General features: G+C 60.0%; 34 protein-coding genes and 1 pseudogene. 1 reads left to right on the forward strand and 34 read right to left on the reverse strand.

The window, feature by feature from the left end:
* Window positions 1-275: 275 nt before the first annotated feature.
* The 34 genes and pseudogenes from rplQ to NWI01_RS07285 all read right to left on the reverse strand — a co-directional run bounded on the left by rplQ (window position 276) and on the right by NWI01_RS07285 (window position 23,585).
* Complete coding sequence (gene rplQ, locus NWI01_RS07115) at window positions 276-692, reverse strand: 50S ribosomal protein L17 (protein WP_011314661.1); 417 nt, start codon at window positions 690-692, stop codon at window positions 276-278.
* 116 nt (window positions 693-808) lie between these two features.
* Complete coding sequence (locus NWI01_RS07120; RefSeq protein ID WP_141383208.1) at window positions 809-1,840, reverse strand: DNA-directed RNA polymerase subunit alpha; 1,032 nt, start codon at window positions 1,838-1,840, stop codon at window positions 809-811.
* A 96-nt stretch (window positions 1,841-1,936) separates the two neighbouring features.
* Window positions 1,937-2,329: a 30S ribosomal protein S11 gene (gene rpsK, locus NWI01_RS07125; RefSeq protein ID WP_009797114.1), complete on the reverse strand. Its 393-nt coding sequence runs from the start codon at window positions 2,327-2,329 to the stop codon at window positions 1,937-1,939.
* Window positions 2,330-2,437: 108 nt separating this feature from the next.
* A complete protein-coding gene (rpsM, locus tag NWI01_RS07130) occupies window positions 2,438-2,806 on the reverse strand; it encodes a 30S ribosomal protein S13 (RefSeq protein ID WP_009797115.1) in 369 nt (122 codons plus the stop codon).
* Window positions 2,807-3,176: 370 nt separating this feature from the next.
* Window positions 3,177-3,761 (reverse strand): annotated as a pseudogene (locus NWI01_RS07135) (adenylate kinase); the annotation flags it as partial.
* A 469-nt stretch (window positions 3,762-4,230) separates the two neighbouring features.
* Window positions 4,231-5,562 carry a preprotein translocase subunit SecY gene (gene secY / locus NWI01_RS07145; protein ID WP_141383210.1) on the reverse strand — a complete coding sequence of 444 codons (1,332 nt, stop codon included), beginning with the start codon at window positions 5,560-5,562 and terminating at the stop codon, window positions 4,231-4,233.
* Between the two features lie 148 nt (window positions 5,563-5,710).
* Window positions 5,711-6,196 (reverse strand): 50S ribosomal protein L15, encoded by a 486-nt coding sequence (rplO, locus tag NWI01_RS07150; RefSeq protein ID WP_141383211.1) that lies wholly within the window; start codon window positions 6,194-6,196, stop codon window positions 5,711-5,713.
* 120 nt (window positions 6,197-6,316) lie between these two features.
* On the reverse strand, window positions 6,317-6,511 hold the full coding sequence (rpmD, locus tag NWI01_RS07155) for a 50S ribosomal protein L30 (protein ID WP_141383212.1): 195 nt from the start codon (window positions 6,509-6,511) through the stop codon (window positions 6,317-6,319).
* A 78-nt stretch (window positions 6,512-6,589) separates the two neighbouring features.
* On the reverse strand, window positions 6,590-7,156 hold the full coding sequence (rpsE, locus tag NWI01_RS07160) for a 30S ribosomal protein S5 (protein ID WP_141383213.1): 567 nt from the start codon (window positions 7,154-7,156) through the stop codon (window positions 6,590-6,592).
* Between the two features lie 58 nt (window positions 7,157-7,214).
* Complete coding sequence (rplR, locus tag NWI01_RS07165; protein ID WP_141383214.1) at window positions 7,215-7,577, reverse strand: 50S ribosomal protein L18; 363 nt, start codon at window positions 7,575-7,577, stop codon at window positions 7,215-7,217.
* A gap of 11 nt (window positions 7,578-7,588) precedes the next feature.
* Window positions 7,589-8,122 carry a 50S ribosomal protein L6 gene (gene rplF, locus NWI01_RS07170; protein WP_011314653.1) on the reverse strand — a complete coding sequence of 178 codons (534 nt, stop codon included), beginning with the start codon at window positions 8,120-8,122 and terminating at the stop codon, window positions 7,589-7,591.
* Between the two features lie 71 nt (window positions 8,123-8,193).
* Window positions 8,194-8,592 carry a 30S ribosomal protein S8 gene (rpsH, locus tag NWI01_RS07175; RefSeq protein WP_141383215.1) on the reverse strand — a complete coding sequence of 133 codons (399 nt, stop codon included), beginning with the start codon at window positions 8,590-8,592 and terminating at the stop codon, window positions 8,194-8,196.
* 13 nt (window positions 8,593-8,605) lie between these two features.
* Window positions 8,606-8,911: a 30S ribosomal protein S14 gene (gene rpsN / locus NWI01_RS07180; protein WP_141383216.1), complete on the reverse strand. Its 306-nt coding sequence runs from the start codon at window positions 8,909-8,911 to the stop codon at window positions 8,606-8,608.
* A 43-nt stretch (window positions 8,912-8,954) separates the two neighbouring features.
* Complete coding sequence (gene rplE / locus NWI01_RS07185) at window positions 8,955-9,512, reverse strand: 50S ribosomal protein L5 (RefSeq protein WP_141383217.1); 558 nt, start codon at window positions 9,510-9,512, stop codon at window positions 8,955-8,957.
* Complete coding sequence (rplX, locus tag NWI01_RS07190; RefSeq protein WP_141383218.1) at window positions 9,505-9,819, reverse strand: 50S ribosomal protein L24; 315 nt, start codon at window positions 9,817-9,819, stop codon at window positions 9,505-9,507. Before rplX ends, rplE begins: the two co-directional genes overlap by 8 nt.
* A complete protein-coding gene (gene rplN, locus NWI01_RS07195; protein WP_009797128.1) occupies window positions 9,819-10,187 on the reverse strand; it encodes a 50S ribosomal protein L14 in 369 nt (122 codons plus the stop codon). The genes rplX and rplN overlap by 1 nt, the downstream gene beginning before the upstream one ends.
* A 39-nt stretch (window positions 10,188-10,226) precedes the next feature.
* Complete coding sequence (rpsQ, locus tag NWI01_RS07200; protein ID WP_009797129.1) at window positions 10,227-10,475, reverse strand: 30S ribosomal protein S17; 249 nt, start codon at window positions 10,473-10,475, stop codon at window positions 10,227-10,229.
* Window positions 10,476-10,486: 11 nt separating this feature from the next.
* The gene (gene rpmC, locus NWI01_RS07205; protein WP_141383219.1) at window positions 10,487-10,693 is read right to left on the reverse strand and encodes a 50S ribosomal protein L29; all 207 of its coding nucleotides are present in this window, start codon (window positions 10,691-10,693) and stop codon (window positions 10,487-10,489) included.
* Between the two features lie 5 nt (window positions 10,694-10,698).
* Window positions 10,699-11,112 carry a 50S ribosomal protein L16 gene (rplP, locus tag NWI01_RS07210; protein ID WP_011314646.1) on the reverse strand — a complete coding sequence of 138 codons (414 nt, stop codon included), beginning with the start codon at window positions 11,110-11,112 and terminating at the stop codon, window positions 10,699-10,701.
* A gap of 79 nt (window positions 11,113-11,191) precedes the next feature.
* Window positions 11,192-11,887: a 30S ribosomal protein S3 gene (gene rpsC / locus NWI01_RS07215; protein WP_011314645.1), complete on the reverse strand. Its 696-nt coding sequence runs from the start codon at window positions 11,885-11,887 to the stop codon at window positions 11,192-11,194.
* 18 nt (window positions 11,888-11,905) lie between these two features.
* Complete coding sequence (rplV, locus tag NWI01_RS07220) at window positions 11,906-12,292, reverse strand: 50S ribosomal protein L22 (protein WP_141383220.1); 387 nt, start codon at window positions 12,290-12,292, stop codon at window positions 11,906-11,908.
* Window positions 12,293-12,302: 10 nt separating this feature from the next.
* On the reverse strand, window positions 12,303-12,581 hold the full coding sequence (gene rpsS / locus NWI01_RS07225) for a 30S ribosomal protein S19 (protein WP_009797134.1): 279 nt from the start codon (window positions 12,579-12,581) through the stop codon (window positions 12,303-12,305).
* A gap of 15 nt (window positions 12,582-12,596) precedes the next feature.
* Window positions 12,597-13,430 (reverse strand): 50S ribosomal protein L2, encoded by an 834-nt coding sequence (gene rplB / locus NWI01_RS07230; RefSeq protein ID WP_079446330.1) that lies wholly within the window; start codon window positions 13,428-13,430, stop codon window positions 12,597-12,599.
* Between the two features lie 27 nt (window positions 13,431-13,457).
* Window positions 13,458-13,754: a 50S ribosomal protein L23 gene (locus NWI01_RS07235; RefSeq protein WP_141383221.1), complete on the reverse strand. Its 297-nt coding sequence runs from the start codon at window positions 13,752-13,754 to the stop codon at window positions 13,458-13,460.
* The gene (rplD, locus tag NWI01_RS07240; RefSeq protein WP_141383222.1) at window positions 13,751-14,371 is read right to left on the reverse strand and encodes a 50S ribosomal protein L4; all 621 of its coding nucleotides are present in this window, start codon (window positions 14,369-14,371) and stop codon (window positions 13,751-13,753) included. The genes NWI01_RS07235 and rplD overlap by 4 nt, the downstream gene beginning before the upstream one ends.
* A 1-nt stretch (window position 14,372) precedes the next feature.
* Window positions 14,373-15,116, reverse strand: a complete 744-nt coding sequence (gene rplC, locus NWI01_RS07245; protein WP_141383223.1) for a 50S ribosomal protein L3 — start codon at window positions 15,114-15,116, stop codon at window positions 14,373-14,375.
* 105 nt (window positions 15,117-15,221) lie between these two features.
* Entirely contained in the window at window positions 15,222-15,530 is a 309-nt protein-coding gene (gene rpsJ / locus NWI01_RS07250; RefSeq protein WP_002712302.1) for a 30S ribosomal protein S10, read from the reverse strand.
* A 101-nt stretch (window positions 15,531-15,631) separates the two neighbouring features.
* Window positions 15,632-16,822: an elongation factor Tu gene (gene tuf, locus NWI01_RS07255; RefSeq protein ID WP_141383224.1), complete on the reverse strand. Its 1,191-nt coding sequence runs from the start codon at window positions 16,820-16,822 to the stop codon at window positions 15,632-15,634.
* A 39-nt stretch (window positions 16,823-16,861) separates the two neighbouring features.
* Complete coding sequence (gene fusA / locus NWI01_RS07260; RefSeq protein WP_141383225.1) at window positions 16,862-18,934, reverse strand: elongation factor G; 2,073 nt, start codon at window positions 18,932-18,934, stop codon at window positions 16,862-16,864.
* A gap of 33 nt (window positions 18,935-18,967) precedes the next feature.
* Complete coding sequence (gene rpsG, locus NWI01_RS07265; protein ID WP_011314638.1) at window positions 18,968-19,438, reverse strand: 30S ribosomal protein S7; 471 nt, start codon at window positions 19,436-19,438, stop codon at window positions 18,968-18,970.
* Between the two features lie 15 nt (window positions 19,439-19,453).
* Window positions 19,454-19,825, reverse strand: coding sequence for a 30S ribosomal protein S12 (rpsL, locus tag NWI01_RS07270; protein WP_011314637.1), 372 nt, complete (start codon window positions 19,823-19,825; stop codon window positions 19,454-19,456).
* Between the two features lie 1,435 nt (window positions 19,826-21,260).
* Window positions 21,261-21,506, reverse strand: a complete 246-nt coding sequence (locus NWI01_RS07275) for a hypothetical protein (protein WP_141383226.1) — start codon at window positions 21,504-21,506, stop codon at window positions 21,261-21,263.
* Between the two features lie 88 nt (window positions 21,507-21,594).
* Complete coding sequence (locus NWI01_RS07280) at window positions 21,595-22,305, reverse strand: Crp/Fnr family transcriptional regulator (RefSeq protein ID WP_141383227.1); 711 nt, start codon at window positions 22,303-22,305, stop codon at window positions 21,595-21,597.
* A 161-nt stretch (window positions 22,306-22,466) separates the two neighbouring features.
* Window positions 22,467-23,585 carry a GNAT family N-acetyltransferase gene (locus NWI01_RS07285; RefSeq protein ID WP_141383228.1) on the reverse strand — a complete coding sequence of 373 codons (1,119 nt, stop codon included), beginning with the start codon at window positions 23,583-23,585 and terminating at the stop codon, window positions 22,467-22,469.
* Between the two features lie 170 nt (window positions 23,586-23,755).
* On the opposite strand from NWI01_RS07285, the gene NWI01_RS07290 reads away from it, so the two are divergent.
* Window positions 23,756-24,952, forward strand: a complete 1,197-nt coding sequence (locus tag NWI01_RS07290) for an FAD-dependent oxidoreductase (RefSeq protein WP_141383229.1) — start codon at window positions 23,756-23,758, stop codon at window positions 24,950-24,952.
* Window positions 24,953-25,060: the final 108 nt, after the last annotated feature.

Consider the following 25,060-nt stretch of genomic DNA (forward strand, 5'->3'; position numbering starts at 1 on the left):
GCTCTAAGCTCCCTTGCAATCAGCAGACGAGAGCATCTTCCGGGCCGGCTCGTGGCGCATCCCTAAACTTGACGCAAGATACGCCTTTCAGCTTCTGGCCAAATCGTGGCTCCCATGAATTGATCTGACGCGCTTTCCCGCGAACCCGGATTACATTCCTCGGACGCGAGCTCAGAGGATATGCTTCGTTTGAAGCACCTTACAGCGCGAACTCGAACCAATAAAAAAGGCGGCGCCCCGCAGCGCCGCCTTTTTTAGCTTCAAAGATATCACGCTTAGGCGGCTTCCGAAGCCTCATTCTGCACCGGCCCGGAGTCCTGACCCTTGGCCTCCACGTCGCGATCGACAAACTCGATCACGGCCATCGGCGCGTTGTCGCCATAGCGAAAACCAGCCTTGATGATGCGGGTATATCCGCCATGACGGTCCTTGTAGCGCGGCGCCAGCACGTCGAACAGCTTCTTCACCTGATCGATGTCACGCATCTCGCTGATCGCCTGCCGGCGCTTGGCGAGACCGCCTTTCTTGCCCAGGGTCACCAATTTTTCGACGATCGGACGCAGCTCTTTTGCCTTCGGCAACGTGGTGACGATCTGCTCGTGCTTGATAAGCGACGCCGACATGTTGGCGAACATCGCCTTGCGGTGCTCAGCAGTGCGATTGAGCTTACGGTGAACCTTACCATGACGCATAGATGTGATCCTCAGTCTTGTCCGACACCGACCGATCGCCGGTCGCGCTGCTCAGGTGGGCTGCCTGCGTTCGCCCCGCTCTGGTTCCCCGTCCCCTCCGGGGAGGAAATCAAAGCTCAGTAATGGTCCTCGAAGCGCTTTGCCAGTTCATCGATATTCTCCGGAGGCCAGCCCGGCACTTCCATACCGAGGTGCAACCCCATCTGGGCCAGCACTTCCTTGATCTCGTTCAGCGACTTGCGTCCGAAGTTCGGGGTGCGCAGCATCTCCGCTTCCGACTTCTGAACCAGATCGCCGATGTAAACGATATTGTCGTTCTTCAGGCAGTTTGCCGAACGTACCGACAGTTCCAGTTCGTCCACCTTCTTGAGGAAAGCCGGATTGAACGCCAGATCCGGAATGATCTCGGTGGCGACTTCCTTGCGCGGTTCCTCGAAGTTGACGAAAACGTTGAGCTGATCCTGCAGGATGCGCGCGGCGAAGGCCACAGCATCCTCGGGCGTCACCCCGCCATTGGTTTCGATGGTCATGGTCAGCTTGTCGTAGTCGAGAATCTGACCCTCACGGGTGTTTTCGACTTTGTAGGAAACCTTACGCACCGGCGAATACAGGCTATCGACCGGGATCAATCCGATCGGCGCATCCTCGGGCCGATTACGCTCGGCGGCGACATAGCCCTTGCCGGAGGCGACGGTGAACTCCATGCGAATCTCGGCGCCATCGTCGAGGGTGCAGATCTGAAGGTCCGGATTAAGCACCACGACGTCGCCAACGGTCTGGATATCACCTGCGGTGACGGTGCCGGGACCCTGCTTCTTCACGACCATGCGCTTGGGGCCTTCGCCCTGCATCTTGATCGCGATGTCCTTGATGTTCAGCACGATGTCGGTGACATCCTCGCGAACGCCAGCGATGGAGGAGAATTCGTGCAGAACGCCATCGATGTGCACCGACTGCACCGCAGCGCCTTGCAGCGAGGACAGCAGGATGCGGCGCAACGCATTGCCGAGCGTCTGGCCGAAACCGCGCTCAAGCGGCTCGGCTATCAGGGTCGCAAAGCGCGAAGGATCGCTGCCGGGAACGACCTGCAGCTTGTTCGGCCGGATAAGCTCTTGCCAATTTTTCTGGATCGTCACTGTTTCACCCATGCCATCAACATCGTTGGCGTTGGAGGACGCGGATCAATCCGCGCAATCAGATAAAAAATCGGAGTCGGCGGAACAACGAACCACCGCTGTCGAATATCAGACGCGCCGGCGCTTGCGCGGACGGCAACCATTATGAGGAATCGCGGTCACATCGCGGATCGAGGTAACGGTAAAGCCCGCGGCCTGCAGCGCGCGCAGCGCCGATTCGCGACCCGAACCCGGGCCGGCCACCTCGACCTCGAGGGTACGCATACCGTGCTCCTGCGCCTTCTTGGAAACGTCTTCCGCCGCCACCTGCGCGGCATAAGGCGTCGACTTGCGCGAGCCCTTGAAACCCATCGTCCCCGCCGATGACCAGGCGATCGTATTGCCCTGCGCATCGGTGATGGTGATGGTGGTGTTGTTGAACGACGAATTCACATGCGCGATGCCGGACGCGATGTTCTTGCGCTCGCGGCGGCGAACGCGTGTCGTAGCTTCCTTACCCATTGTCAGCCTTTCCTGTGATCTCAACGCCGCCGTAATGCCAGCGGCTCCACCGACGAAGCGAGCAGCGACCCGATCTATCCGCTACGCGCCATTTCTTGGTCCGCGCTCTTACTTCTTCTTACCGGCAATCGACTTGGCCGGCCCCTTGCGGGTGCGCGCATTGGTGTGGGTGCGCTGGCCGCGCACCGGCAGGCCGCGGCGATGACGCAGGCCGCGATAGCAGCCGAGATCCATCAGCCGCTTGATATTGATGCCAACTTCACGACGAAGATCGCCTTCGACCAGGTAATCGCGGTCGATCACTTCCCGGATCTGAAGCACTTCCTGATCGGTCAATTGCGAAACCCGGCGATCGGCAGGAATCTTGACTTTCTCGATGATCTCAGCGGCATTCTTTTGACCAATGCCATGGATATACTGGAGCGCGATAACGACGCGCTTGTTGGTCGGGATATTCACGCCGGCAATACGGGCCACAGACTTCTCTCCTGTTGCCGACTCGCGTCGAGCCGGCCGTTCTTTCGATATTTCAGGCGGCGGGTATCCTCAACCACAAGAACGACGCCCGACCCTCTGTAAGATTGGGTCCGGCATCGTCTGAAACGATCCGCTGGATGATCGTTTATTAAGGACTCGGTCGCATTCCGTCAACCGTTCCACCGCTTTTGCTCGCTTTTTCGTGACTTCTAGGCCGCCATTCCGCGTTAACGAGCGCCCCCTATCCTTTCACCGGCAGACACCTCACCGGCAGACACCGCCCGAGCGATCATTTACCGGCTTTTCTCGCCTTATCGGGGATTCTGGCCCGCTTCTACCATCTACGAACTCCGAATTTCGACATCGGAACTCCCGATCGCCTCAGGACCCGGCGGATATCCCGTGTCACATCGTCGATCGCCATCATGCCGTCGACGGTCAGCAGCTTGCTGCGCTCCGAATAGTAGCGAATCAGCGGCTCGGTCAGCGCGCGGTAGCTGGCCAACCGTTGCGAGAGCACCTCAGGCTTATCATCGGCTCGCACCTGCTCACCACGTTCCGTCATTTCCGCGACGCGGTTTTCAACGCGCTGCAGCAATGCGCTTTCGTCGACGCGAAGCTCGATCACGGCATCAAGTGCAAAATCCTTGGATTGAAGCAGACGATCCAGCGCCTCGGCCTGTGGGACGGTGCGCGGAAAGCCGTCGAGGATGAAACCGTCCTTCGCGTCCGCCTGCTCCAGCCGGTCGGAAATGATGCCGATGACGACATCGTCGGGAACCAGTCCCCCGCTCGCCATGATGTCCTTGGCCTTGAGACCGACCGGCGTGCCGGCGGCCACGGCGGCGCGAAGCATGTCGCCTGTTGAAAGCTGAATGATTCCGTAATGATGGACCAGACGTTGCGCCTGCGTTCCTTTTCCCGCCCCCGGCGGCCCCAGAAGAATCAGTCTCATGAACATTGCCCCATCACCGGGTGAAACGAGCAGCCGTACACCTGCGCTTCGATATCAGGCACAGAGCAAGACACGGTCCGCGCCCCTCCGGCAACTCATACGGCACCCCGCCGCGGGCGATCAATGCCTCTGGCTAGAGTCTGTTTCAACTGCGTTGAATCCGATTCAATTGCGTTGAATCAAACTCGTCGCTTATCTTCTTGTTTGAGCATGATCTTATCCGAAAACCGGTCCCCACTTTGCGCTGGCGCGGTCCTTCGGGTCGGGATCATACTCTATCGCGGCGGCAGATCGTTCGTGGGGGCGAATATCGTCTACGATTCCAAACGAAGACTACCCCAGCAAACAACGAAGCGCCTTACCGGTCCGACACGTCTTCCGTAAAAGTCATCACAACCGGAATACGCGCAAACTGTTCACTGGGAACGTTTTCTCACTGACCGACTACGATCAGTGAGGAAATGCCCTGTCACCGACGGCGGCCTCTCAGCTTGGATTTCTTGATCAGGCCTTCATACTGGTGGGCCAGCAGATATCCCTGCACCTGCGACACCGTATCCATCGTGACGCTGACCACGATCAGCAGCGAGGTGCCGCCGAAATAGAAGGGTACGGCCGCGTAGGAAATCAGGATCTCAGGGATAAGGCAGACAATCGCCAGATAGGCCGCCCCTGGCACCGTGATGCGCGAGAGCACGTAGTCGATATACTCTGCGGTCCGCTCGCCCGGCCTGATACCCGGAATGAAGCCGCCGTGCTTTTTGAGATTGTCGGCTGTCTCGGTCGGATTGAAGACGATCGCGGTGTAGAAGAAGGTGAAGAACACGATCAGCGCGATGTACAAGATCAAAAACATCGGCCGGCCGTGACCGAGTTGGGTATTGATCCACTGGAACCACTCCGGCCCGCTACCCGCGTTGAAGTTCGCGACTGTCGTCGGCAGCAGCAGCAGCGACGACGCGAAGATCGGCGGAATCACACCCGAGGTGTTGAGCTTCAGCGGCAGATGGGAAGACTGCCCATCAAACATCTTATTGCCGACCTGACGCTTCGGATACTGGATCAGTAGCCTGCGCTGGGCGCGCTCCATGAACACGATGAAGGCAATCACCGCGACCACCATGATCAGAACGATCAGGATGATGCCCGTGGACAGCGCGCCTTGGCGGCCGAGTTCGAGCATGCTGGCGAGCGCGGACGGCAGTTCGGCAACGATACCCGCCATGATGATGAGGGAAATGCCGTTGCCGATGCCTCGTGACGTGATCTGCTCGCCGAGCCACATCAAAAACATGGTGCCGCCGGTCAATGTGATCGCGGTGGAGAGCAGAAAAAACATGCCCGGATTGGTGACAACATTGCCCGCGCCCTGGAGGCCGACGGCAATACCGTAGGACTGGAAGAACGCCAGCACCACCGTGAGATAGCGGGTATATTGATTGATGACCTTACGGCCGGCTTCGCCCTCCTTCTTGAGAGCCTCAAGCTTGGGCGAGACGGAGGTCAAGAGTTGCAGGATAATCGCGGCTGAAATGTACGGCATGATGTTCAAGGCGAAAATCGCCATGCGGTCGATGCCACCGCCGGAGAACATGTTGAACATCCCGAGGATGCCGCCGGCCTGGGAATTGAATACCTTCTGCCAGACCGTCGGGTCGATGCCCGGCAACGGGATGTAAGTGCCCAGCCGATAGACAAGCAACGCGCCGAGCGTGAACCAGATGCGCTTCTTCAGTTCGTCGGCTTTTGAAAACGCCGAAAAGTTAAGGTTAGCCGCCAGTTGTTCCGCTGCTGAGACCATATTCAGCCCTCTCCCGCGCCAAAGGCGCCGTCACGCTCCGCCAGAACGGGCCGGCCGGCAGCCGCCAGACCTCTCATGATGTTCGATCCTTGATGAATCCAACATCCGCAAGTCCCCTGTCGCATCAAAGCGGGCGATGACGCGAACGTTACGCCGCCTCACCTTCGTCCTTCTTCGGCGCAAGGATTTTCACGGTGCCGCCCGCCTTCTCAACCGCCGCAATCGCGGACTTCGAGGCGCCGTGAACCTCAACGGTCAATTTCGCCTTGATCTCGCCGCGGCCAAGCAGGCGGACGCCACCCTTGGCGCGACGCACCACGCCGGATTTCACCAGCGACTCGGCGTTGACAGTCGTGTTGGCATCGATCGAGCCGGCATCGATCGCGTCCTGAAGCCGATCGAGATTGATCTCGGCGAACTCGACGCGGAAGATGTTGTTGAAGCCGCGCTTCGGCAACCGCCGGTGCAGCGGCATCTGGCCGCCCTCAAAACCGTTGATGCGCACACCGGAGCGAGCGGTCTGTCCCTTTCCGCCACGGCCGCCGGTCTTGCCCTTGCCGGAGCCGATACCCCGGCCGATCCGCATGCGCTTCTTGCGCGAGCCTGCGTTGTCGGCGATATCGCTGAGTTTCATGGTCGCGTCCTCATCGTGTTCCTCGCGCCGGGATCGTCCCGGCCTCCACGTCTTTTGCCGAACCCGCTCGTGTTCGAAGCCGTGGCTTCCCGGCACAGGCCGGGCATAAACAGCAAATTGTTACGCCTCGTCGATGACGCGGACGATATGCCGAACCTTCGCGATCATGCCGCGAATTTCTGGCGTATCCTGCAACTCCGCAGTCCGGCCGATCTTGTTGAGCTTGAGCCCGACCAACGTCGAGCGCTGCGAGTGATGGCGGCGGATTGCGCTGCCGGTCTGCTCGACCTTGATTGTTTTTGCGGCCTTGGCCATCGTCGTCACTCCAAATCCTGTCTCGCCCGGCGGGTCTCGGACGGGCCGGCGGCACCGCTAGCCCCAATTCGACCGCCGCTATTCGGCAACAGCCTCCGCATCACCGCCTACACGGCGCGATTGCAGCGTGGAGACCTTGATGTTGCGGCGGGCCGAAACCGAGCGCGGTGAATCCTGATGCTTCAGCGCGTCGAAGGTCGCGCGAACCATATTATAAGGATTGGACGAGCCAACCGACTTCGCCACCACGTCCTGGATGCCGAGCGTCTCGAACACCGCGCGCATCGGGCCGCCGGCGATGATGCCCGTGCCGGCCGGCGCCGCGCGCAGATAAACGCGGCCTGCGCCGTGACGGCCTGCGATGTCGTGATGCAGCGTCCTGCCTTCTCGCAGCGGAACACGCGTCAGATTGCGCTTCGCCGATTCCGTCGCCTTTCGGATCGCTTCCGGAACCTCACGCGCCTTGCCGTGCCCGAATCCGACGCGGCCCTTCTGGTCGCCGATCACGACCAGCGCCGCGAAACCGAAGCGCTTGCCGCCCTTGACGACTTTTGCCACGCGGTTGATGTGGACGAGCTTGTCGACGAACTCGCTGTCGCGCTCCTCGCGATCCCTGCTCCGTTCGCGTCCGCGTTCACCTGCCATGGTGTTTTTCCGATCCTTGTGAGGCTCTCGCCCCTGTCCTACTCGTTCGATATACCGCTTAGAAGCTCAATCCGCTCTCGCGAGCAGCGTCAGCCAGCGCCTTGACGCGGCCGTGATAGAGATAGCCGCCGCGATCGAAAACAACTTCCTTGACGCCGTTCTTCACCGCCCGCTCCGCCACCAGCTTGCCGACGGCCTTGGCCGCATCGATATTGGCGCCCGTGTTGCCCGCGTCGCGCATCGCCTTCTCCAGCGAGGAGGCCGAGGCCAGCGTCTCGCCTTTCAGATCATCAATGACCTGGGCATAGATGTGCTTCGACGAGCGGAACACCGACAAGCGCGGACGGCCATTTGCAGTCCGACGCAACGACAGCCTCACGCGTTGCTTGCGCCGGGCATTCGTAATCTTCATCTTCGACATGACCGGCTCCGTTACTTCTTCTTGCCTTCCTTACGGAAGATCGTTTCGTCGGCGTACTTCACGCCCTTGCCCTTGTAGGGCTCCGGCGGACGATAGCCACGGATTTCGGCCGCGACCTGACCGACGCGCTGTGCATCATTGCCCGTGATCGTGATTTCGGTCGGCTTCGGCACAGCGATCGTGATCCCCTCGGGAACGGCGTAATTGACATCGTGGCTATAGCCGAGCGCAAGCTGCAACGACTTGCCTTGCAACGCGGCACGATAGCCGACGCCGATGATCTCGAGCTTCTTCTCGAATCCCTTGGTGACGCCGGCGACGAGATTCGCGACCTGCGCGCGCGCGGTGCCATACAGCGCCTGCGCCCGCTTGGTCTCATATCGCGGCGCGACCTTCACCGCACCGTCCTCAAGCTTCACCTCGACGTCATCATGGACAACGAATCGAAGCTCGCCTTTCGGCCCCTTCATCTTGACGGTCTGCCCTTCGACGGTCGCGGTCACACCGGACGGCACCGTGACTGGCCTCTTGCCAATGCGTGACATGGCTCAATCCTTCATCTTAGTCTGCGCGCATTCCTGTCGCAAAATCGGTTTCCGCTTTCGCGATACGCGCGCTAGAACACCGTAAAGAGAACTTCACCGCCCACATTGGCGTCTCGCGCCTCGTGGTCAGCCATGATCCCCTTCGGCGTCGACAGCACCGAGATTCCCAACCCGTTGTTGACGCGGGGCAGATTCTTCACCGAGGCGTAAACGCGACGGCCGGGCCTGGAGACGCGCTCGATTTCGCGAATCACAGGCTCCCCGTCGAAATACTTCAGCTCGATCTCCAGCTCGCTGCGACCCGAGGAATGCTCGACACTGGCATAGCCGCGGATATAGCCCTCACTCTTGAGAACCTCGAGCACGTTCGCGCGCATCTTTGAGCCGGGAGCCGAAACCTTGGGCTTGCTGCGCATTTGCGCATTGCGAATGCGGGTGATGAGATCGCTGATCGGATCGTGCGTGGACATCTGGCGATCCTCCTTACCAGCTCGACTTCACGAGGCCGGGAACCAGGCCTCTGGAGCCGAGGTCGCGCAGCGCGATACGGCTTAGCTTGTTCTTGCGGTAGTTCGAACGCGGGCGCCCGGTCAGCTCGCAGCGGTTTCGTATGCGCGTCGCGGACGAGTTGCGCGGCATTTCCGCAAGCTTCAGCGTCGCGGCGAAGCGTTCTTCCATCGGCTTGGTCTTGTCGGCGATAATAGCCTTCAGCCGCGCGCGCTTCGCAGCCGCGTTCCGGTTCATCCGCCTGCGCCGGTTGTTCTTCTCGATCGAACTCTTCTTTGCCATGCTTGGCTCCTTACCTTTCCGCGTCTGAGCGCCTTTCAGCGTCTCACTGCCGGAACGGAAAATTGAATGCTGTCAGCAGCGCCCGGGCTTCGTCGTCCGTCTGCGCGGTCGTGCAGACGGTGACGTCCATGCCCCAGCTTTCCCCGACCTTGTCGAAATCGATCTCGGGGAAAATGATGTGTTCCTTGATGCCGAGCGAGTAATTGCCGCGACCGTCGAAGCTCTTCGGATTAAGACCACGGAAGTCGCGGACGCGCGGCAGCGCAACATTCACGAGACGATCGATGAACTCGTACATCTTCGTCTTGCGCAGCGTCACCTTGCAGCCGATCGGCTGGTTCTCACGCAGCTTGAAGGTCGAAATGGCGACACGCGAGTAAGTCACGACCGCCTTCTGGCCCGCGATCAGCGACAGGTCGCCCGCCGCCGCCTCGGCCTTCTTACGATCGTTCACGGCCTCGCCGATTCCCATGTTGAGAACCACCTTGTCGAGGCGAGGCACCTGCATGACGTTGATATAGCCGAACTGCTCGGTCAGCCGGGCCCGGATGCTCTTGTCATACTCCGCGCGCAGGCGCGGCACGTAAGCCGTCTCAGCCATCGATCTCCGCTCCCGAGCGCTTGGCGACACGCACCTTGGTGCCGTCTGCCTGAATCTTGAAACCGACGCGGGTCGGCTTTCCATCCTTGCCGACGATCGCGATGTTGGACAGGTGGATCGGCGACTCCTTCGAGAGAATGCCGCCTTCCTGATTCTGGGTCTGCTTCTGGTGGCGCTTCACGATATTGACGCCGCGCACCAGCGCCCTGTCTTCCGCGGGGCGGACCTCGAACACTTCGCCGGTGCGACCCTTGTCGCGGCCCGACAACACGATAACCTTGTCGCCCTTCCGGATCTTGGCAGCCATCACAGCACCTCCGGCGCCAGCGATATGATCTTCATGTGGTTCTTGGCGCGCAGCTCGCGCGGCACCGGCCCGAAAATACGGGTGCCGACAGGCTCCGACTGATTGTTGATCAGAACGGCCGCATTGCGGTCGAAACGGATCACCGAACCGTCCGCGCGGCGGATATCCTTGGAGACCCGCACCACCACCGCCTTCATGACGTCGCCCTTCTTCACCTTCCCCCGCGGAATGGCTTCCTTGATCGACACGACGATGATGTCGCCCACCGTTGCATAGCGGCGCTTGGAGCCCCCAAGCACCTTGATGCACATAACACGGCGTGCGCCTGAATTATCGGCCACGTCGAGGTTGGTCTGCATCTGAATCATTGATGCACCTTGTCCTCTTTCTGATGCGCAAAATCGCGCCTAAGCGGTTTTCTTCTGTTCGCCCCGAACCACGGTCCAGCGCTTCAACTTCGAGATCGGCTTGCTTTCCTCGATCCACACCATGTCACCCGGCTTGAACTCGTTGTTCTCGTCGTGAGCGTGGTAGTTCTTCGAGCGGCGAATGGTCTTCTTGTAGATCGGATGCGTAAAGCGGCGGTCGACGCGCACCACAACCGTCTTGGCTTGCTTGTCGCTGACGACCACGCCCTGCAGCGTACGTTTCGGCATCTTAAAGCCCCTTACTTCTTCGCGTCGCGCTTTTGCGCGGCGATGGTCTTGATCCGTGCGATATCGCGGCGGGCTTCACGCATCCGCGAGGTGTTTTCAAGCTGTCCAGTCGCGCGCTGAAAGCGCAGATTGAACCGCTCCTTCTTCAGACCGGTGATGGCGTCGTCCATCTGGTCGGGGGTCATCGCGCGGATGTCAGCGGTCTTCATTGCGGCCATGTCGATTACTCCGCGATACGCGCGACGAAGCGCGTCTTGATCGGCAGCTTGGCGGCGGCGAGCGTCAGCGCTTCCTTCGCAGTCTGCGGAGCCACGCCATCGATCTCGAAAAGCACCCGGCCGGGCTTGACCCGCACCACCCACAACTCCGGCGCGCCCTTGCCCGAGCCCATGCGGACTTCGGCCGGCTTCTTCGATACGGGCACGTCCGGGAAGACGCGGATCCAGACCCGTCCCGCGCGCTTCATGTGGCGTGTCAGCGCCCGCCGCGCGGCTTCGATCTGACGCGCCGTGATGCGCTCGGGCGCCATCGCCTTCAGGCCGAACTGGCCGAACGCCAGCGTCGCGCCCGACGACGCGACGCCGTGGATGCGGCCCTTGTGCGCCTTCCGGAACTTGGTCTTCTTCGGTTGCATCATGGCTTACGCCCTCAAACCTTCTCTTTACGCATGATCCGGTCCAAAAACCGGTGACCACCTTTCGGGATCATGCTGTCGTTCATGCCGCGTCGCGGCGAGGACGGCTGTCGTCGCCGGCCTGGCGTTTATCCTGAGCCATCGGGTCATGCTCAAGGATCTCGCCCTTGAATATCCAGACCTTGACGCCGCAGGTACCGAATGTCGTGAACGCCGTGGCAACGCCGTAATCCACGTCGGCGCGCAGCGTATGCAACGGCACGCGGCCTTCGCGATACCACTCCATGCGAGCGATTTCAGCACCGCCGAGACGGCCCGAGCAGTTGATCCTGATGCCTTCGGCACCGAGACGCATCGCCGATTGCACGGCACGCTTCATCGCGCGACGGAACGCGACGCGGCGCTCAAGCTGCTGCGCGATCGACTCGGCGACCAGCGTGGCATCGAGCTCCGGCTTCCGAATCTCAACGATGTTGAGAACCACGTCCGACGAAGTGATATCGGCAACTCTTTTGCGCAGTTTGTCGATATCGGCGCCCTTCTTGCCGATCACGACGCCGGGGCGCGCCGAATGGATCGTCACCCGGCACTTCTTATGCGGCCGCTCGATCACGATGCGGGCGACAGCTGCCTGCTTGAGCTCCTTGTGCAGGAGTTCGCGGATCTTGACATCCTCATGCAGCAGCCGGCCGTACTCGGCCTTGCCGGCGTACCAACGGGAATCCCAGGTCCGGTTGATACCCAGACGCAGCCCGATCGGATTGATCTTCTGACCCATCGTTTTCTCCCGCGCCTCTTAAGCGCTCGCCTCGGCCTCGACCTGACGCACCACGATCGTCAGTTGCGAGAACGGTTTATAGATACGGCCCGAACGGCCACGGCCGCGCGGCGCGAAACGCTTCATCACCATGCCGTTGCCGACAAACGCCTCCGATACGACCAACTCGTCGACGTCGAGGTCATGGTTGTTCTCGGCGTTGGCGATCGCCGATTCCAGGCACTTCTTGACGTCGCCCGCGATCCGCTTGCGCGAGAATTGCAGATCGGCAAGCGCCGCCGACGCCTTGCGGCCGCGGATCAGTTGCGCAACCAGGTTGAGCTTCTGCGGGCTCACCCGAAGCATCCGGGCAATCGCCTTGGCCTCATTTTCCGGGAGGCTCCGTTCGCGCTTTGGTTTGCTCATAACTTGAACCTCAAGACCTCTTGGCTTTCTTGTCGCCCGAGTGGCCGTGGAACGTGCGGGTCGGCGAGAACTCGCCGAACTTGTGACCGACCATCTCTTCATTGACCGACACGGGCACGTGCTTCTGGCCGTTGTAGACACCGAACACCAGCCCGACGAACTGCGGCAGAATGGTCGAGCGGCGGCTCCAGATCTTGATGACGTCATGACGGCCACTCGCTCGCGCGGCATCTGCCTTCTTGAGCAGCGAGCCTTCAACAAACGGGCCTTTCCAGACTGAACGAACCATGTCCGGCTATCCTTGCTACTTCTTCCGCTTATGGCGGCTGATGAGAATGAACTTGTTGGTCGACTTGTTGGAACGGGTCTTCTTGCCCTTGGTCGGCTTGCCCCACGGCGTCACCGGGTGACGGCCACCGGACGTCCGGCCTTCGCCGCCGCCATGCGGATGGTCGATCGGGTTCATGACCACGCCGCGGTTGTGCGGGCGGCGACCCATCCAACGGGTACGGCCCGCCTTGCCGATCGAGGTGTTCATGTGATCCGGATTCGATACCGCGCCGATGGCGCCGCGGCAGCGGCCATGCACCAGACGCTGCTCGCCCGAATTCAGACGCAGGATGACATAATCCTGATCGCGGCCGACGATCTGAGCATATGTGCCGGCGGAACGCGCTAGCTGGCCACCCTTCCCGATCTTCATCTCGACGTTGTGGACGATCGTGCCGACAGGCATATTGCCGAGCGGCATGACATTACCCGGCTTAACGTCCACATAATTCCCCGCCACGACAGTGTCGCCCACGGCCAGACGCTGCGGCGCAAGGATATAGGCCTGCTCGCCGTCCTGATACTTGATCAGCGCGATGAACGCGGTGCGGTTCGGATCATATTCAAGCCTTTCAACGACCGCTGGCACGTCCGTCTTACCGCGCTTGAAATCGACGTTGCGATAGGCTTGCTTGTGGCCACCGCCACGGAACCGCACGGTAATGCGCCCGGTATTGTTGCGACCGCCCTTGCCGCGCTTGCCTTCGGTCAACGTCTTGACCGGCTTGCCCTTGTAAAGGGCCGAGCGATCGACCATCACCAACTGGCGCTGGCCCGGCGTCGTGGGATTGTAAGTCTTCAGTGCCATAATCTGTCGCCTTAAAGCCGTTTCGCCTCAGAGACCCGTGGTCACGTCGATGCGATGGCCCTCTTCGAGGGTCACAACCGCGCGCTTGGTGTCTGAGTGTGAACCCAGACGGCCTCGAAAAACCCTGGTCTTGCCCTTACGAACCAGCGTGTTCACGTTCTTGACCTTGACGTCGAACAGTTTCTCGATCGCTTCCTTGATCTGCGGCTTGGTCGCCTTGCGAGCCACCTTGAACACAACCTTGTTGTACTCAGAGGCTACTGTCGCCTTTTCGGTAATCACCGGAGCGACAATCACGTCATAATGGTTCGCGTCGATTGTCATTTGAAACGCGCCTCCAACGCATCAACCGCCGCCTTGGTCAACACCAGCTTCTGACGGCGCAGAATGTCGTAGACGTTGATGCCCTGAATCGGCAGCACGTCGATGTTCGGAATGTTGCGCGCGGCGGTGGCGAACCCGGCATGAACCTGCGCGCCATCGACGATCAGCGCACTGGTCAGGCCGAGGCTCGAAAAATGGCCCATCAGAGCCTTGGTCTTGGCCTCTTTCAGTTCAGCGCTGTCGATAACGATCAAACCGCCATCCTTGGCCTTCGCCGAAAGCGCATGGCGCAGCGCCAGCGCGCGCACCTTCTTGGGCAGATCATGCGCATGACTGCGAACGACCGGCCCAAATGCTCGGCCGCCGCCGCGGAACTGCGGCGCGCGGGCCGAACCGTGACGGGCGTTGCCCGTGCCCTTCTGCTTGAACAGCTTCTTACCGGTGCGCCAGATTTCCGCACGGCCCTTGGTCTTGTGGGTGCCCGCCTGACTCTTGGCGAGTTGCCAGTTCACGCAACGCTGAATCAGATCCTTGCGCGGCTCGAGCCCAAAGATGCCGTCCGATAGCTGAACCGAACCCGCAGCCTTGCCTTCGAGGGTGGTAACGTTCAGTTCCATGTTATGCCCCCTCCTTCTCGGCCGGGGTATCCGCCGGAGCTTTGTCCTCGTCCGCAACCTGCGCATCGCCCACGACCTTGAACTTGCCAGGTTTCGGCGCTTCCTTGGGCAACGGCTTCTTCACCGCGTCACGTACCGCGATCCAGCCGCCCTTGGAGCCCGGAACGGCACCCTCGACCAGGATCAGGCCGCGCTCGACGTCGGTCTGCACTACGCGCAGGTTTAGAGTTGTAATGCGATCGACACCCATGTGACCGGGCATCTTCTTGTTCTTGAAGGTCTTGCCCGGATCCTGACGGCCACCGGTCGAACCAATCGAACGATGCGAGATCGACACACCATGGGTGGCGCGCAGACCGCCGAAGTTCCAGCGTTTCATGCCGCCGGCGTAACCCTTACCCACCGACGTACCGGTGACATCAACGAACTGACCGACCACGAAATGGTCCGCCTGAATTTCCGCACCAACCGGAATCAGCGAATCCTCCGACACGCGGAATTCAGCGACCTTGCGCTTCGGCGCCACCTTGGCGACCGCGAATTGTCCGCGCTCCGCCTTGGGCATGTAGACCGTCTTGCGCGCACCCGAGCCAAGCTGCAATGCGACGTAGCCGTTCTTCTCACTGGTCCGGTGTCCCAACACCTGACAATTGCTCAGCTTCAGCACGGTCACAGGGATGTGCTCGCCGGCCTCTGTAAAGACCCGCGTCATCCCGACCTTTTGTGCGATCACTCCGGAGCGCATCGTCGTGCTTCCTGTTCTTTCTGTCCGCTAACGATCGGACTGTTCCAAAACTTCGTTCTGACTTTCCGCATGCCGCCGATCCGAAAACGGCGGCAAGCTGCTGCGTCAGAGCTTGATCTCCACGTCGACGCCCGCAGCCAGATCAAGCTTCATCAAGGCATCGACTGTCTGAGGCGTCGGATCGACGATATCGAGAAGGCGCTTGTGCGTCCGCATCTCGAACTGCTCGCGGCTCTTCTTGTCGACGTGCGGCGAACGGTTGACCGTAAATTTCTCGATTCTCGTCGGCAGCGGAATCGGTCCGCGGACCTGCGCGCCGGTGCGTTTCGCGGTGTTCACGATCTCGCGGGTCGACGTATCAAGGATCCGATGATCGAACGCCTTGAGTCGGATGCGGATATTCTGGCCGTTCATTGCCGTGTCTCTCTTTGAAAAGCGAATAGTGAGTAGTGAGTAGCGAATAGCGAAATAGAAGGTGTTCTATTCGCCACTCGCTATTCGCAATTCCCTTGTCCTTACTCGATGATGCTGGCGACGACGCCCGCGCCGACGGTACGACCGCCCTCGCGGATGGCGAAACGCAGCTTCTCCTCCATGGCGATCGGCACAATCAGATGCACCTCCATCGCGACGTTGTCGCCCGGCATCACCATCTCGGTGCCGGCCGGAAGGTGCACCACCCCGGTCACATCCGTGGTGCGGAAATAGAACTGCGGCCGATAGTTGGTGAAAAACGGCGTGTGACGGCCACCTTCCTCCTTGGTCAGGATGTAGGCTTCCGCCTTGAACTTGGTGTGCGGCTTCACAGAGCCCGGCTTGCACAGAACCTGACCGCGCTCCACGTCCTCGCGCTTGGTGCCGCGCAGCAGCGCCCCGATGTTGTCGCCCGCCTGCCCCTGATCGAGAAGCTTGCGGAACATCTCCACGCCCGTCACCGTCGTCTTCTGCGTCTCGCGAATACCAACGATCTCGATTTCCTCGCCGACCTTGACAATGCCGCGTTCAACTCGTCCGGTCACAACGGTACCGCGACCGGAAATCGAGAACACGTCCTCGACCGGCATCAGGAACGGCTGATCGATCGGCCGCTCGGGCTGCGGGATGTAGGCGTCAACCGCCTTCATCAGTTCAAGCACCGCTTCCTTGCCAAGCTTGACATCGGAGTCCTCCAGCGCCGCCAGCGCCGAGCCCTTGATGATCGGAATGTCGTCGCCGGGAAACTCGTACTTCGACAAAAGCTCCCGAACCTCCATCTCGACCAGTTCCAGAAGCTCCGGATCGTCGACCATGTCGCACTTGTTCAAAAACACCACGATCGCCGGAACGCCGACCTGGCGCGCCAGGAGAATGTGCTCGCGCGTCTGAGGCATCGGGCCGTCCGCAGCCGACACGACCAGAATGGCGCCATCCATCTGCGCCGCGCCCGTGATCATGTTCTTCACGTAGTCGGCATGGCCCGGGCAGTCGACATGGGCGTAGTGGCGGTTCGGCGTCTCATACTCGACATGCGACGTCGAAATCGTGATGCCGCGCGCCTTCTCCTCAGGAGCCTTGTCAATCTGGTCGTATGCCGTGAACGTCGCTCCGCCAGCTTCCGCAAGAACCTTCGTGATCGCTGCCGTCAATGAGGTCTTGCCATGGTCGACGTGACCGATCGTACCAATGTTGCAATGCGGCTTGTTACGTTCAAACTTTGCTTTGGCCATTTGACTCTCCGTTCAGTCGTCGACTGTCGCCAGCGACAATCAGGCAAACTTTTTCTGGACTTCCGCCGACACATTCGCCGGCGCTTCCGCGTAATGATCGAATTGCATCGTAAAGGTCGCGCGCCCCTGACTCATCGAGCGCAGATTGTTCACGTAGCCGAACATGTTCATGAGCGGCACCATCGCGTTGATGACGTTGGCGTTGCCGCGCATGTCCTGACCCTGGATCTGGCCGCGCCGCGAATTGAGATCGCCGATGACCGATCCGGTATAGTCTTCCGGCGTCACCACCTCGACCTTCATGATCGGCTCCAGCAGCACCGACTTGCCCTTCTGCAGAGCCTCACGGAAGCAGGCGCGCGTTGCAATTTCGAACGCCAATGCTGACGAGTCGACATCATGGAACTTGCCGTCGATCAACTGCACCTTGACGTCGACAACAGGGAAGCCGGCGACCACGCCCGAGCTGAGCACGCTCTCGATGCCCTTCTCCACGCCGGGGATGTATTCCTTCGGCACGGCGCCGCCGACGATCTTCGACTCGAACTCGTAGCCTTTGCCGGGTTCGCTCGGCTCGACGATCAGCGTCACCGCCGCGAACTGGCCGGTGCCGCCGGTCTGCTTCTTGTGGGTGTAGCTGTGCTCGACGCGCTTGGTGACGCGCTCGCGGAACGCCACCTGCGGCGCGCCGATATTGGCGTCGACCTTGTAGGTGCGCTTGAGAATATCGACCTTGATGTCGAGATGGAGTTCGCCCATGCCCTTGAGGATGGTCTGGCCGGACTCCTGGTCGGTGGAGACGCGGAACGACGGATCCTCAGCCGCGAGTTTCGCCAGCGCGATACCCAGCTTTTCCTGGTCTGCCTTGGACTTTGGCTCGATCGCAATCTCGATGACCGGATCAGGAAACTCCATCTTTTCGAGAATCACCTGATGAGCGGAATCGCACAGCGTGTCGCCGGTGCGCGCTTCCTTCAGGCCGGCCAGCGCGACGATGTCGCCGGCATAGGCTTCCTTGATATCTTCACGATTGTTCGCATGCATCAGCAACATCCGGCCGATGCGCTCTTTCTTCTCGCGGGTCGAATTGACGACGCCGGTGCCGCTCTGAAGAATGCCGGAATAGATACGGCAGAACGTAATCGTACCGACGAAGGGGTCGTCCATGATCTTGAACGCCAGCAGCGACATCGGCTCCTTGTCGTCGGCGTGACGGACAATTTCGTTGCCTTTGTCATCAACGCCCTTGATAGCCGGAACGTCGAGCGGCGACGGCAGATAGGCGACCACGGCATCAAGCAGCGGCTGAACGCCCTTGTTCTTGAACGCCGTGCCGCACAGTACCGGATAGAAAGCGCCGGTCAGCACTGCCTTGCGGATCAGCTTCTTCAACGTGGCTTCGTCGGGCTCGGTACCGTCGAGATAGGCAGCCATGGCATCGTCATCGAGTTCGACGGCGGCCTCCACCAGCTTCTCGCGATATTCCTTTGCCTTGTCGGCGAGGTCAGCCGGGATATCTACGATGTCATACATCGCGCCCAGCGCTTCGTTGTTCCAGACCAGCGCCTTCATGCGGACGAGGTCGACCATGCCCTTGAAGTTGCTTTCGGAGCCAATCGGCAACTGCAATGCAACAGGACGCGCACCGAGACGATCGACGATGTCAGCAAGACACTTGTAGAAGTCGGCGCCGGTCTTATCCATCTTGTTGCAGAAGACGATGCGCGGCACCTTGTACTTGTCGCCCTGACGCCAGACCGTTTCGGTCTGCGGCTCGACACCCTGGTTGGAGTCGAGCACGCATACGGCCCCGTCGAGCACGCGCAAGGAGCGCTCCACCTCGATGGTGAAGTCGACGTGACCCGGAGTGTCGATGATATTCAGACGCTTGCCGTCCCAGAACGCGGTGGTCGCAGCCGAGGTGATGGTGATGCCGCGCTCCTGCTCCTGCGTCATCCAGTCCATCGTCGCCGCACCTTCGTGCACCTCGCCGATCTTGTGGCTCTTGCCGGTGTAATAAAGGATACGCTCGGTCGTGGTGGTCTTGCCGGCGTCGATATGCGCCATGATACCGAAGTTACGGTAATCCTCGATGGCATGTTGGCGGGGCATGGAGCTGTCCTTAAAATTCCTGTTGTGTCGCCGTTACCAGCGATAGTGCGAGAACGCACGGTTGGCTTCCGCCATCTTGTGCACGTCTTCCCGCTTCTTGACCGCACTGCCCCGGTTGTTCGACGCGTCGAGCAGTTCAGCCGAAAGCCGCTCCGTCATCGTCTTTTCATTGCGCCCCCGCGCAGCTGTGATCAGCCAGCGAATGCCCAGCGCCTGACGGCGAGTCGAGCGAACTTCCACCGGCACCTGATAAGTGGCGCCGCCAACGCGGCGGGACCGCACTTCGATGGTCGGCATCACGTTCTCGAGCGCCTGCTCGAAAACGGTCAGCGGCCCCTGCTTGGTCTTGGCCTCGATCAGGTCGAGCGCGCCGTAGACGATGCTTTCGGCGACCGACTTCTTCCCCGCATACATGATCGAGTTCATGAACTTCGTAATGACGACGTTTCCGAACTTCGGGTCGGGCAACACTTCACGCTTTTCGGCAGAGTGGCGACGTGACATCGTTTCTGTTCCCGCTTACTTCGGACGTTTCGCGCCGTACTTCGAACGGCGCTGCTTGCGGTTCTTGACGCCCTGCGTGTCGAGGACGCCGCGGAGGATGTGATAGCGCACGCCCGGCAAGTCCTTCACGCGGCCGCCGCGAATCATCACCACGGAATGTTCCTGAAGGTTGTGGCCTTCACCCGGAATATAACCGATGACCTCGAAGCCATTGGTCAGGCGCACCTTGGCGACCTTGCGCAGCGCCGAGTTCGGCTTCTTCGGCGTCGTGGTGTAAACACGCGTGCACACCCCGCGCTTTTGCGGCGATTGCTGCAACGCTGGCACCTTCTTGCGCGACTTTTGTAGGACGCGCGGACTTGCGATCAGCTGGTTGATCGTCGGCATCGTTCGCCTTCACCCTTATATTTACGCAAAACCCCGATCGGTTTCGCACTTCGTCCGGAGCTACCGCCCACACGCTCGCGATGCGTGAATCGGTTCACGCAAAACGAAACCGCGCCAACCGTTCACTGCTGAGCGGGAAGCGCTTCGACACCACAGAGGACCACGATCAACGCCAGCCGGAACGAACCGGCCAGCCTCTACCGAGGTCATGTATCCGAAATCAACCTCAAGAGATTTCGCTCAAGAGATGACTATGGTCCTGGCATTGCCTGGCTATTGCGGCAGCGTCTGAGCAGCATTCGTCGAGGTTGGTGCCCGTCTATCAATCAAACCAGATAGAAAGGGTGGTCCGTTCCGACGCTGGCGTAGCTCACCGCCTGCCGTTAAGTGCGCGGGTTTTATCCATCGCGACTCGTCAAGTCAAGGCTGATCCGCCACACCAGAGGCACTTCTGACCGTTTCATGCGACCGGCCCCGCCTCAACCGGTTTCAACAGGAACGAGTGCGCGCCGACTACCGGAAGCCGTTCGAAACTATGGTCTTTTGAGCGCGTACAGCCCCGCGACGCCATCAGATTCTTCTGCTCCCAATTTGCATCGGAAACAAATCCCAAGTAATTGTTTTTACGTTATTTTTCTAAGATTCAACATCCGTTTCGAGCGAAAACCGCCGTAGCCGTCCCCTGCTCGCTCAACAGAATGACACGACGGAATCCCGCTCCCTGCCCGACCCATCGCCGGACTGGATCCCGATAGCGCGAATCAGAGCACTACCCCGGCATCGCGCGACTCAGGTCGATTTCGCCGGGGCCGTCAGCCCTCATGAGCGGGACAGGATGCAGATCGAACCGAATCTATCGAGCCGAATCTACAGACTCAGGCGGAACTGGCCGAGGCAGATGGCTTGCGGCGCCACGAAATTCGCGGAGCCGTGTTGTTGTCTGCCAATCGGCGAGGGGCTGATGAGTTATCGCCAGCGCCTTTCCAATTCCGATTCTGAACGGGATCAGAAGCGTGGCCCCATGAACTTGATCTGACGCGCTGTCTTCACGCAAACCGATGCCCTCTTGGATCAAGACCAAGGATGGCGTTGCACGATAAGGCTATGGGGAAGAGATGCAGAATCTCACGCGCAGATGACAAGCTGAGCGACACGACGCTACTTCTCGCTCGTGCCGGACACCGAAACCTTGCGACGTCAAAGGCAGGCGACTACCGCTCTGCCCTTTCAAACGATCAACACATCTGCGGGAGTGATCAGCCCGGGCCCGCCTGCTACGCGTGAAGCGGAAGAGAGCCCGAAAGCCTGAGCAGAGGTTCGAAGGTGGCCGCTTAAACCACAGCCACCTGCAGCGGGGCCAACGTAAGGCCCCTCCGCGGTAGAAAAAGACTATGTGAACCGCATGAGCGGTTCACATCATCCGTTTGACGACGACTTAGTGGCCGTGACCGTGGCCGTTCTTTGCTTCGCGCTGAGCCAGCTCGCTCAGCAGCCTCTGCGCCAGCAAATCCTGACCGACCTGATCAACCGGAAATGTGGTGGCGTTGCCAAGGTGGCCAATGGTCGCGCTTTTCGCGCCCAGCGATCCCGAACCGGCATGGATCACCTTGCCATCGGAAGTGTATGAACCGTCGATCTGCTTACCCAGGGATTCATCGTAAAAAGAGATGTGTCGCGGCATCGGTGCGCTCCTCTATTATCTTTGAATTTCTTTGTGTACCGATGGAAACAGCGACGGTATAGCCAACTAGTTTACATAGTTGGCAATTTTATTTGGTGAAAGAGCCGGGCAGTAGCCTGTCGTACTCTCGCCGGACCGCGCGATAGCATTCGCAGGATGTGCGCTCCAGAAGCTTGCGGTCCAGCACGGTAATGATACCTCGGCTATATGTGAGAACCTGCTGTTGCTGAAACTTCTGCAACTCGGCGTTAACGGCCACGCGGCTGACCACAAGCATTTCGGCAAGGAATTGCTGAGTGAGCCGAAGGTCGTCACCATCGACGCGATCGTGAGACTTCAACAACCATCGCGCGCAGCGCTGGAGAAGCGTATGGCTGGCGTTGCACGCAACGGACTGCATCACCTGCGCAAGAAACGCCCGCGAGTAAGCGTTGAGCTTGCGCCGAAAAACCGGCAGACGCGCTTGCAACTCCTGAAAATCCTGAAAGGCGATGCGGATGCTGTCACCGGACACCTGGACGACGGCGCGATGCATGGATTGATCATCGCCCATGATCGCCCCGATGTTGATCATACCCTCCCGTCCCGTGGTTGAGGTCTCGGCTGTCTTGTCGGCCTTGAGCGGGGCAACGTTGGAGATGATCGCGGTTTCAGGGAAGTACACATAATCGAACGGGCCGCGCGGCTCATACAGCACGCAACCGAGTGGAAGTTTGACAAACTCACACAGCTTCTGAACTTCGATCCATTCCGTATCCGGTATGCTCGCCAGAAGGCTGTTCTTTGGCCTGTGCACCATGGTCCCACGATCACCGGTTCTTGCGGCAGGTCAAAACCGGCGGTTGCAGTGTCGTCCTTTGCGTAGCTAAAGGCAACCCACACCGGATTGACGGCTCCGACCTGCAGCCTCCATTTCCCGACCACGCTTTTGAAGCAGGCCAAAGACGGTGCGTCACAAGCTTACTTTCTTGCTTTGGGGCTGGCGGAAGCTGACCAGCTCCGAACCCGGTCGCGAAGACGGCGAAGCTGTTCGTAGCCTCGTTGGCGGGCGACCTCCAGCGAGAAGGCCAGAGATCGATCCCGCCCGACATTGACCAGCAGATCGGCCATTCTCCGGTGCCCCGCCCAGAGTTGACCCATGAAGCTTCCTTCGTAGGAGCAGGAATTGATCGCTCTGATCTCCGCGGAGCTCAGCAGATCGTCCGTGATCCTGTCGATCAGCAGCATGCCGGGCGAGTATTTCGCGTAGCCAGGATCGAAGGCCGTTTTCCACGTATAGGCCGTGGCGCCGCAATACATCAGCACCTGCGCGGCGATGGCGCGCCGATCAACACGAAGCAAGGCAACCGAAGCATCGCCACGTTCGGCGAGCGCGGCAACCATCTGTCTGGCGAAAGCCGCGTCCGCCGGCCTGCACAACAATGCCGTGCCACGCGCTCCTTTCCAGCTTGCGGCTTCCAGTTCGAGAAACGTCTCGAACGCCTCTCGCGTATCCGGAGCACGGAGATTGACAATATCGACACTGCCTGCGGCGGAGAGCCGGTTCCAATCCTGCCGCAGCTTCTTCCGGGTCGAGCCCGACCGTTTCACGCCAGCCTCAGGAGTAGCGAAAGGACGCGTGCTGTCGGACATCCTGAGGCACGCGCAACCCTGCTCCGTCAGCACCTCGATAAGTGTTTCGAAGTTCTCTGCCTCGGCATCAAGGGATTTCAGGCTGATCACCTTGGGCAGCGAGCGACTGTCACGGATCGCCGATAAAAAGGCTGGAATGACCTCGCGAACGAAAGCCGGATCGACGACGGGGTTTGAAAGAAAGGCGTAGTTGTAGGGCAATGCTTCAAGCACCGCCGGCCACATCGGCAAAATCTTGCGGACCTGAAAAGCCCAGACACCGACCAGCTTCTTGAATCCGGCGCTATCATTCCACGCCAGCAGAACACGGATGCTCGCAAACCCGCTCTCGTTCGCGGCCATCAGGGCCACGGGATTCATGAATACGTTTGAAGACGCCCGCCGAACGAGGTCGTCCCATGGCGCCATCAGGTCCGGCGTTGGTGAACAAATGTTTACTGAAATCATCAGACGCCTCGGATCATCCTCGGCGATCCACCCCGTGGGCAATACTGGCCTTCCCCGGATTTCTTTTTGGTTAAGCCACGCCCGATCGATCCGGTCGTTCTCCGGGCGACCTTCAAAGTTTGTTTGCTTTTGCGGCGCATTGATTAGCCCGGATAAACAAGGGCGGATCCATGCGCTACACCGACATTGCGATTGTTGGCGGCGGATTAGCCGGCTCAACGGCGGCCGCGATGCTGGGCCGCGCAGGTATTCCTGCGATCTTGATCGATCCGCACGCGACGTACTTACCCGACCTGCGCTGCGAAAAGCTTGACGGCAGTCAAATTCTACGACTGCGCAATGCGGGTCTCGACAAGCAGATACTGCAAGCGACGGCGCTCGACGGTGAGGTGTGGGAAGCGCGGTTCGGTTTCGTTGTGGCAAGAAAGCCAAGCGATCAGTACGGCGCGATGTACGACACTCTGGTCAATGCCATGCGCGCGCAGATTCCATCCAGCATCGAGAGGTTTTATACCAAGGTCACCGAAGTCGCGACGAGTGACGAACGTCAGCGCGTGGTGCTGGCGAATGGCGAAGAAATTTCGGCGCGCCTGATTGTGCTCGCTAACGGGCTCAGCATCAGCCTGCGCCATTTTCTCGGACTTGGGCGACGTGTCATCAGCGAATGTCATTCGGTGACGCTCGGCTTTGACGTTGAGCCGATCGATCGCCCGGTGTTGCCCTTCCCTGCCCTGACCTACTGGCCAAAGCGGTCGAGCGATCGCATGGCCTACCTGACGCTGTTTCCGATCGGTAATACCATGCGAGCCAACTTGATGGTCTATCGGTCGATGAACGACATCTGGTTTCACGAGTTTCGTGAGAATCCCGAAGCGGCGATGAGCGCGATGATGCCCGGCCTCGACCGCATAACCGGCGGCTTCAAGGTAAGTGGACAGATCAAGATCCGGCCAGCCGATTTGTACGTCACGGAAAATCATCGACAGGCCGGGGTCGTGGTCATCGGCGACGCATTTGCGACCTCGTGCCCGGCCGCGGGCACCGGCACAGACAAGGTGTTCACTGACGTCGAGCAGCTTTGCAACCACCATATCCCGCACTGGCTCGCCACCGAAGGCATGGACCGCACCAAGATCGAGATGTTTTACGATGACCCCGTCAAAATAGAATGTGACGCAACGTCGGCAGCGAAGGCCTGGCATCTTCGTTCGCTGTCGCTCGACAACGGCCTGACGTGGCGTGCACGCCGGTGGGCGCGATTTATCATAAGGCTGGCTGAGGGTCTGATACGATCGGCGAAAAAATCCCGGACACCGCCGCCGGCACTGCCGCCGCCCCCGCAATCACCCGAAGGCAGATTGGCTTAACGTCTGACCAGGACCGGCTTCCCGTAAAGCCTCAGCGGTAGTGGTCTGAAGCGGCGTATACCTTAAAAAAGGGCCGGCTCACGCCGGCCTTTCTTCAACTGATATCCA

It is taken from the genome of Nitrobacter winogradskyi (assembly GCF_006539545.1).
Lineage (GTDB): Bacteria > Pseudomonadota > Alphaproteobacteria > Rhizobiales > Xanthobacteraceae > Nitrobacter > Nitrobacter winogradskyi_A.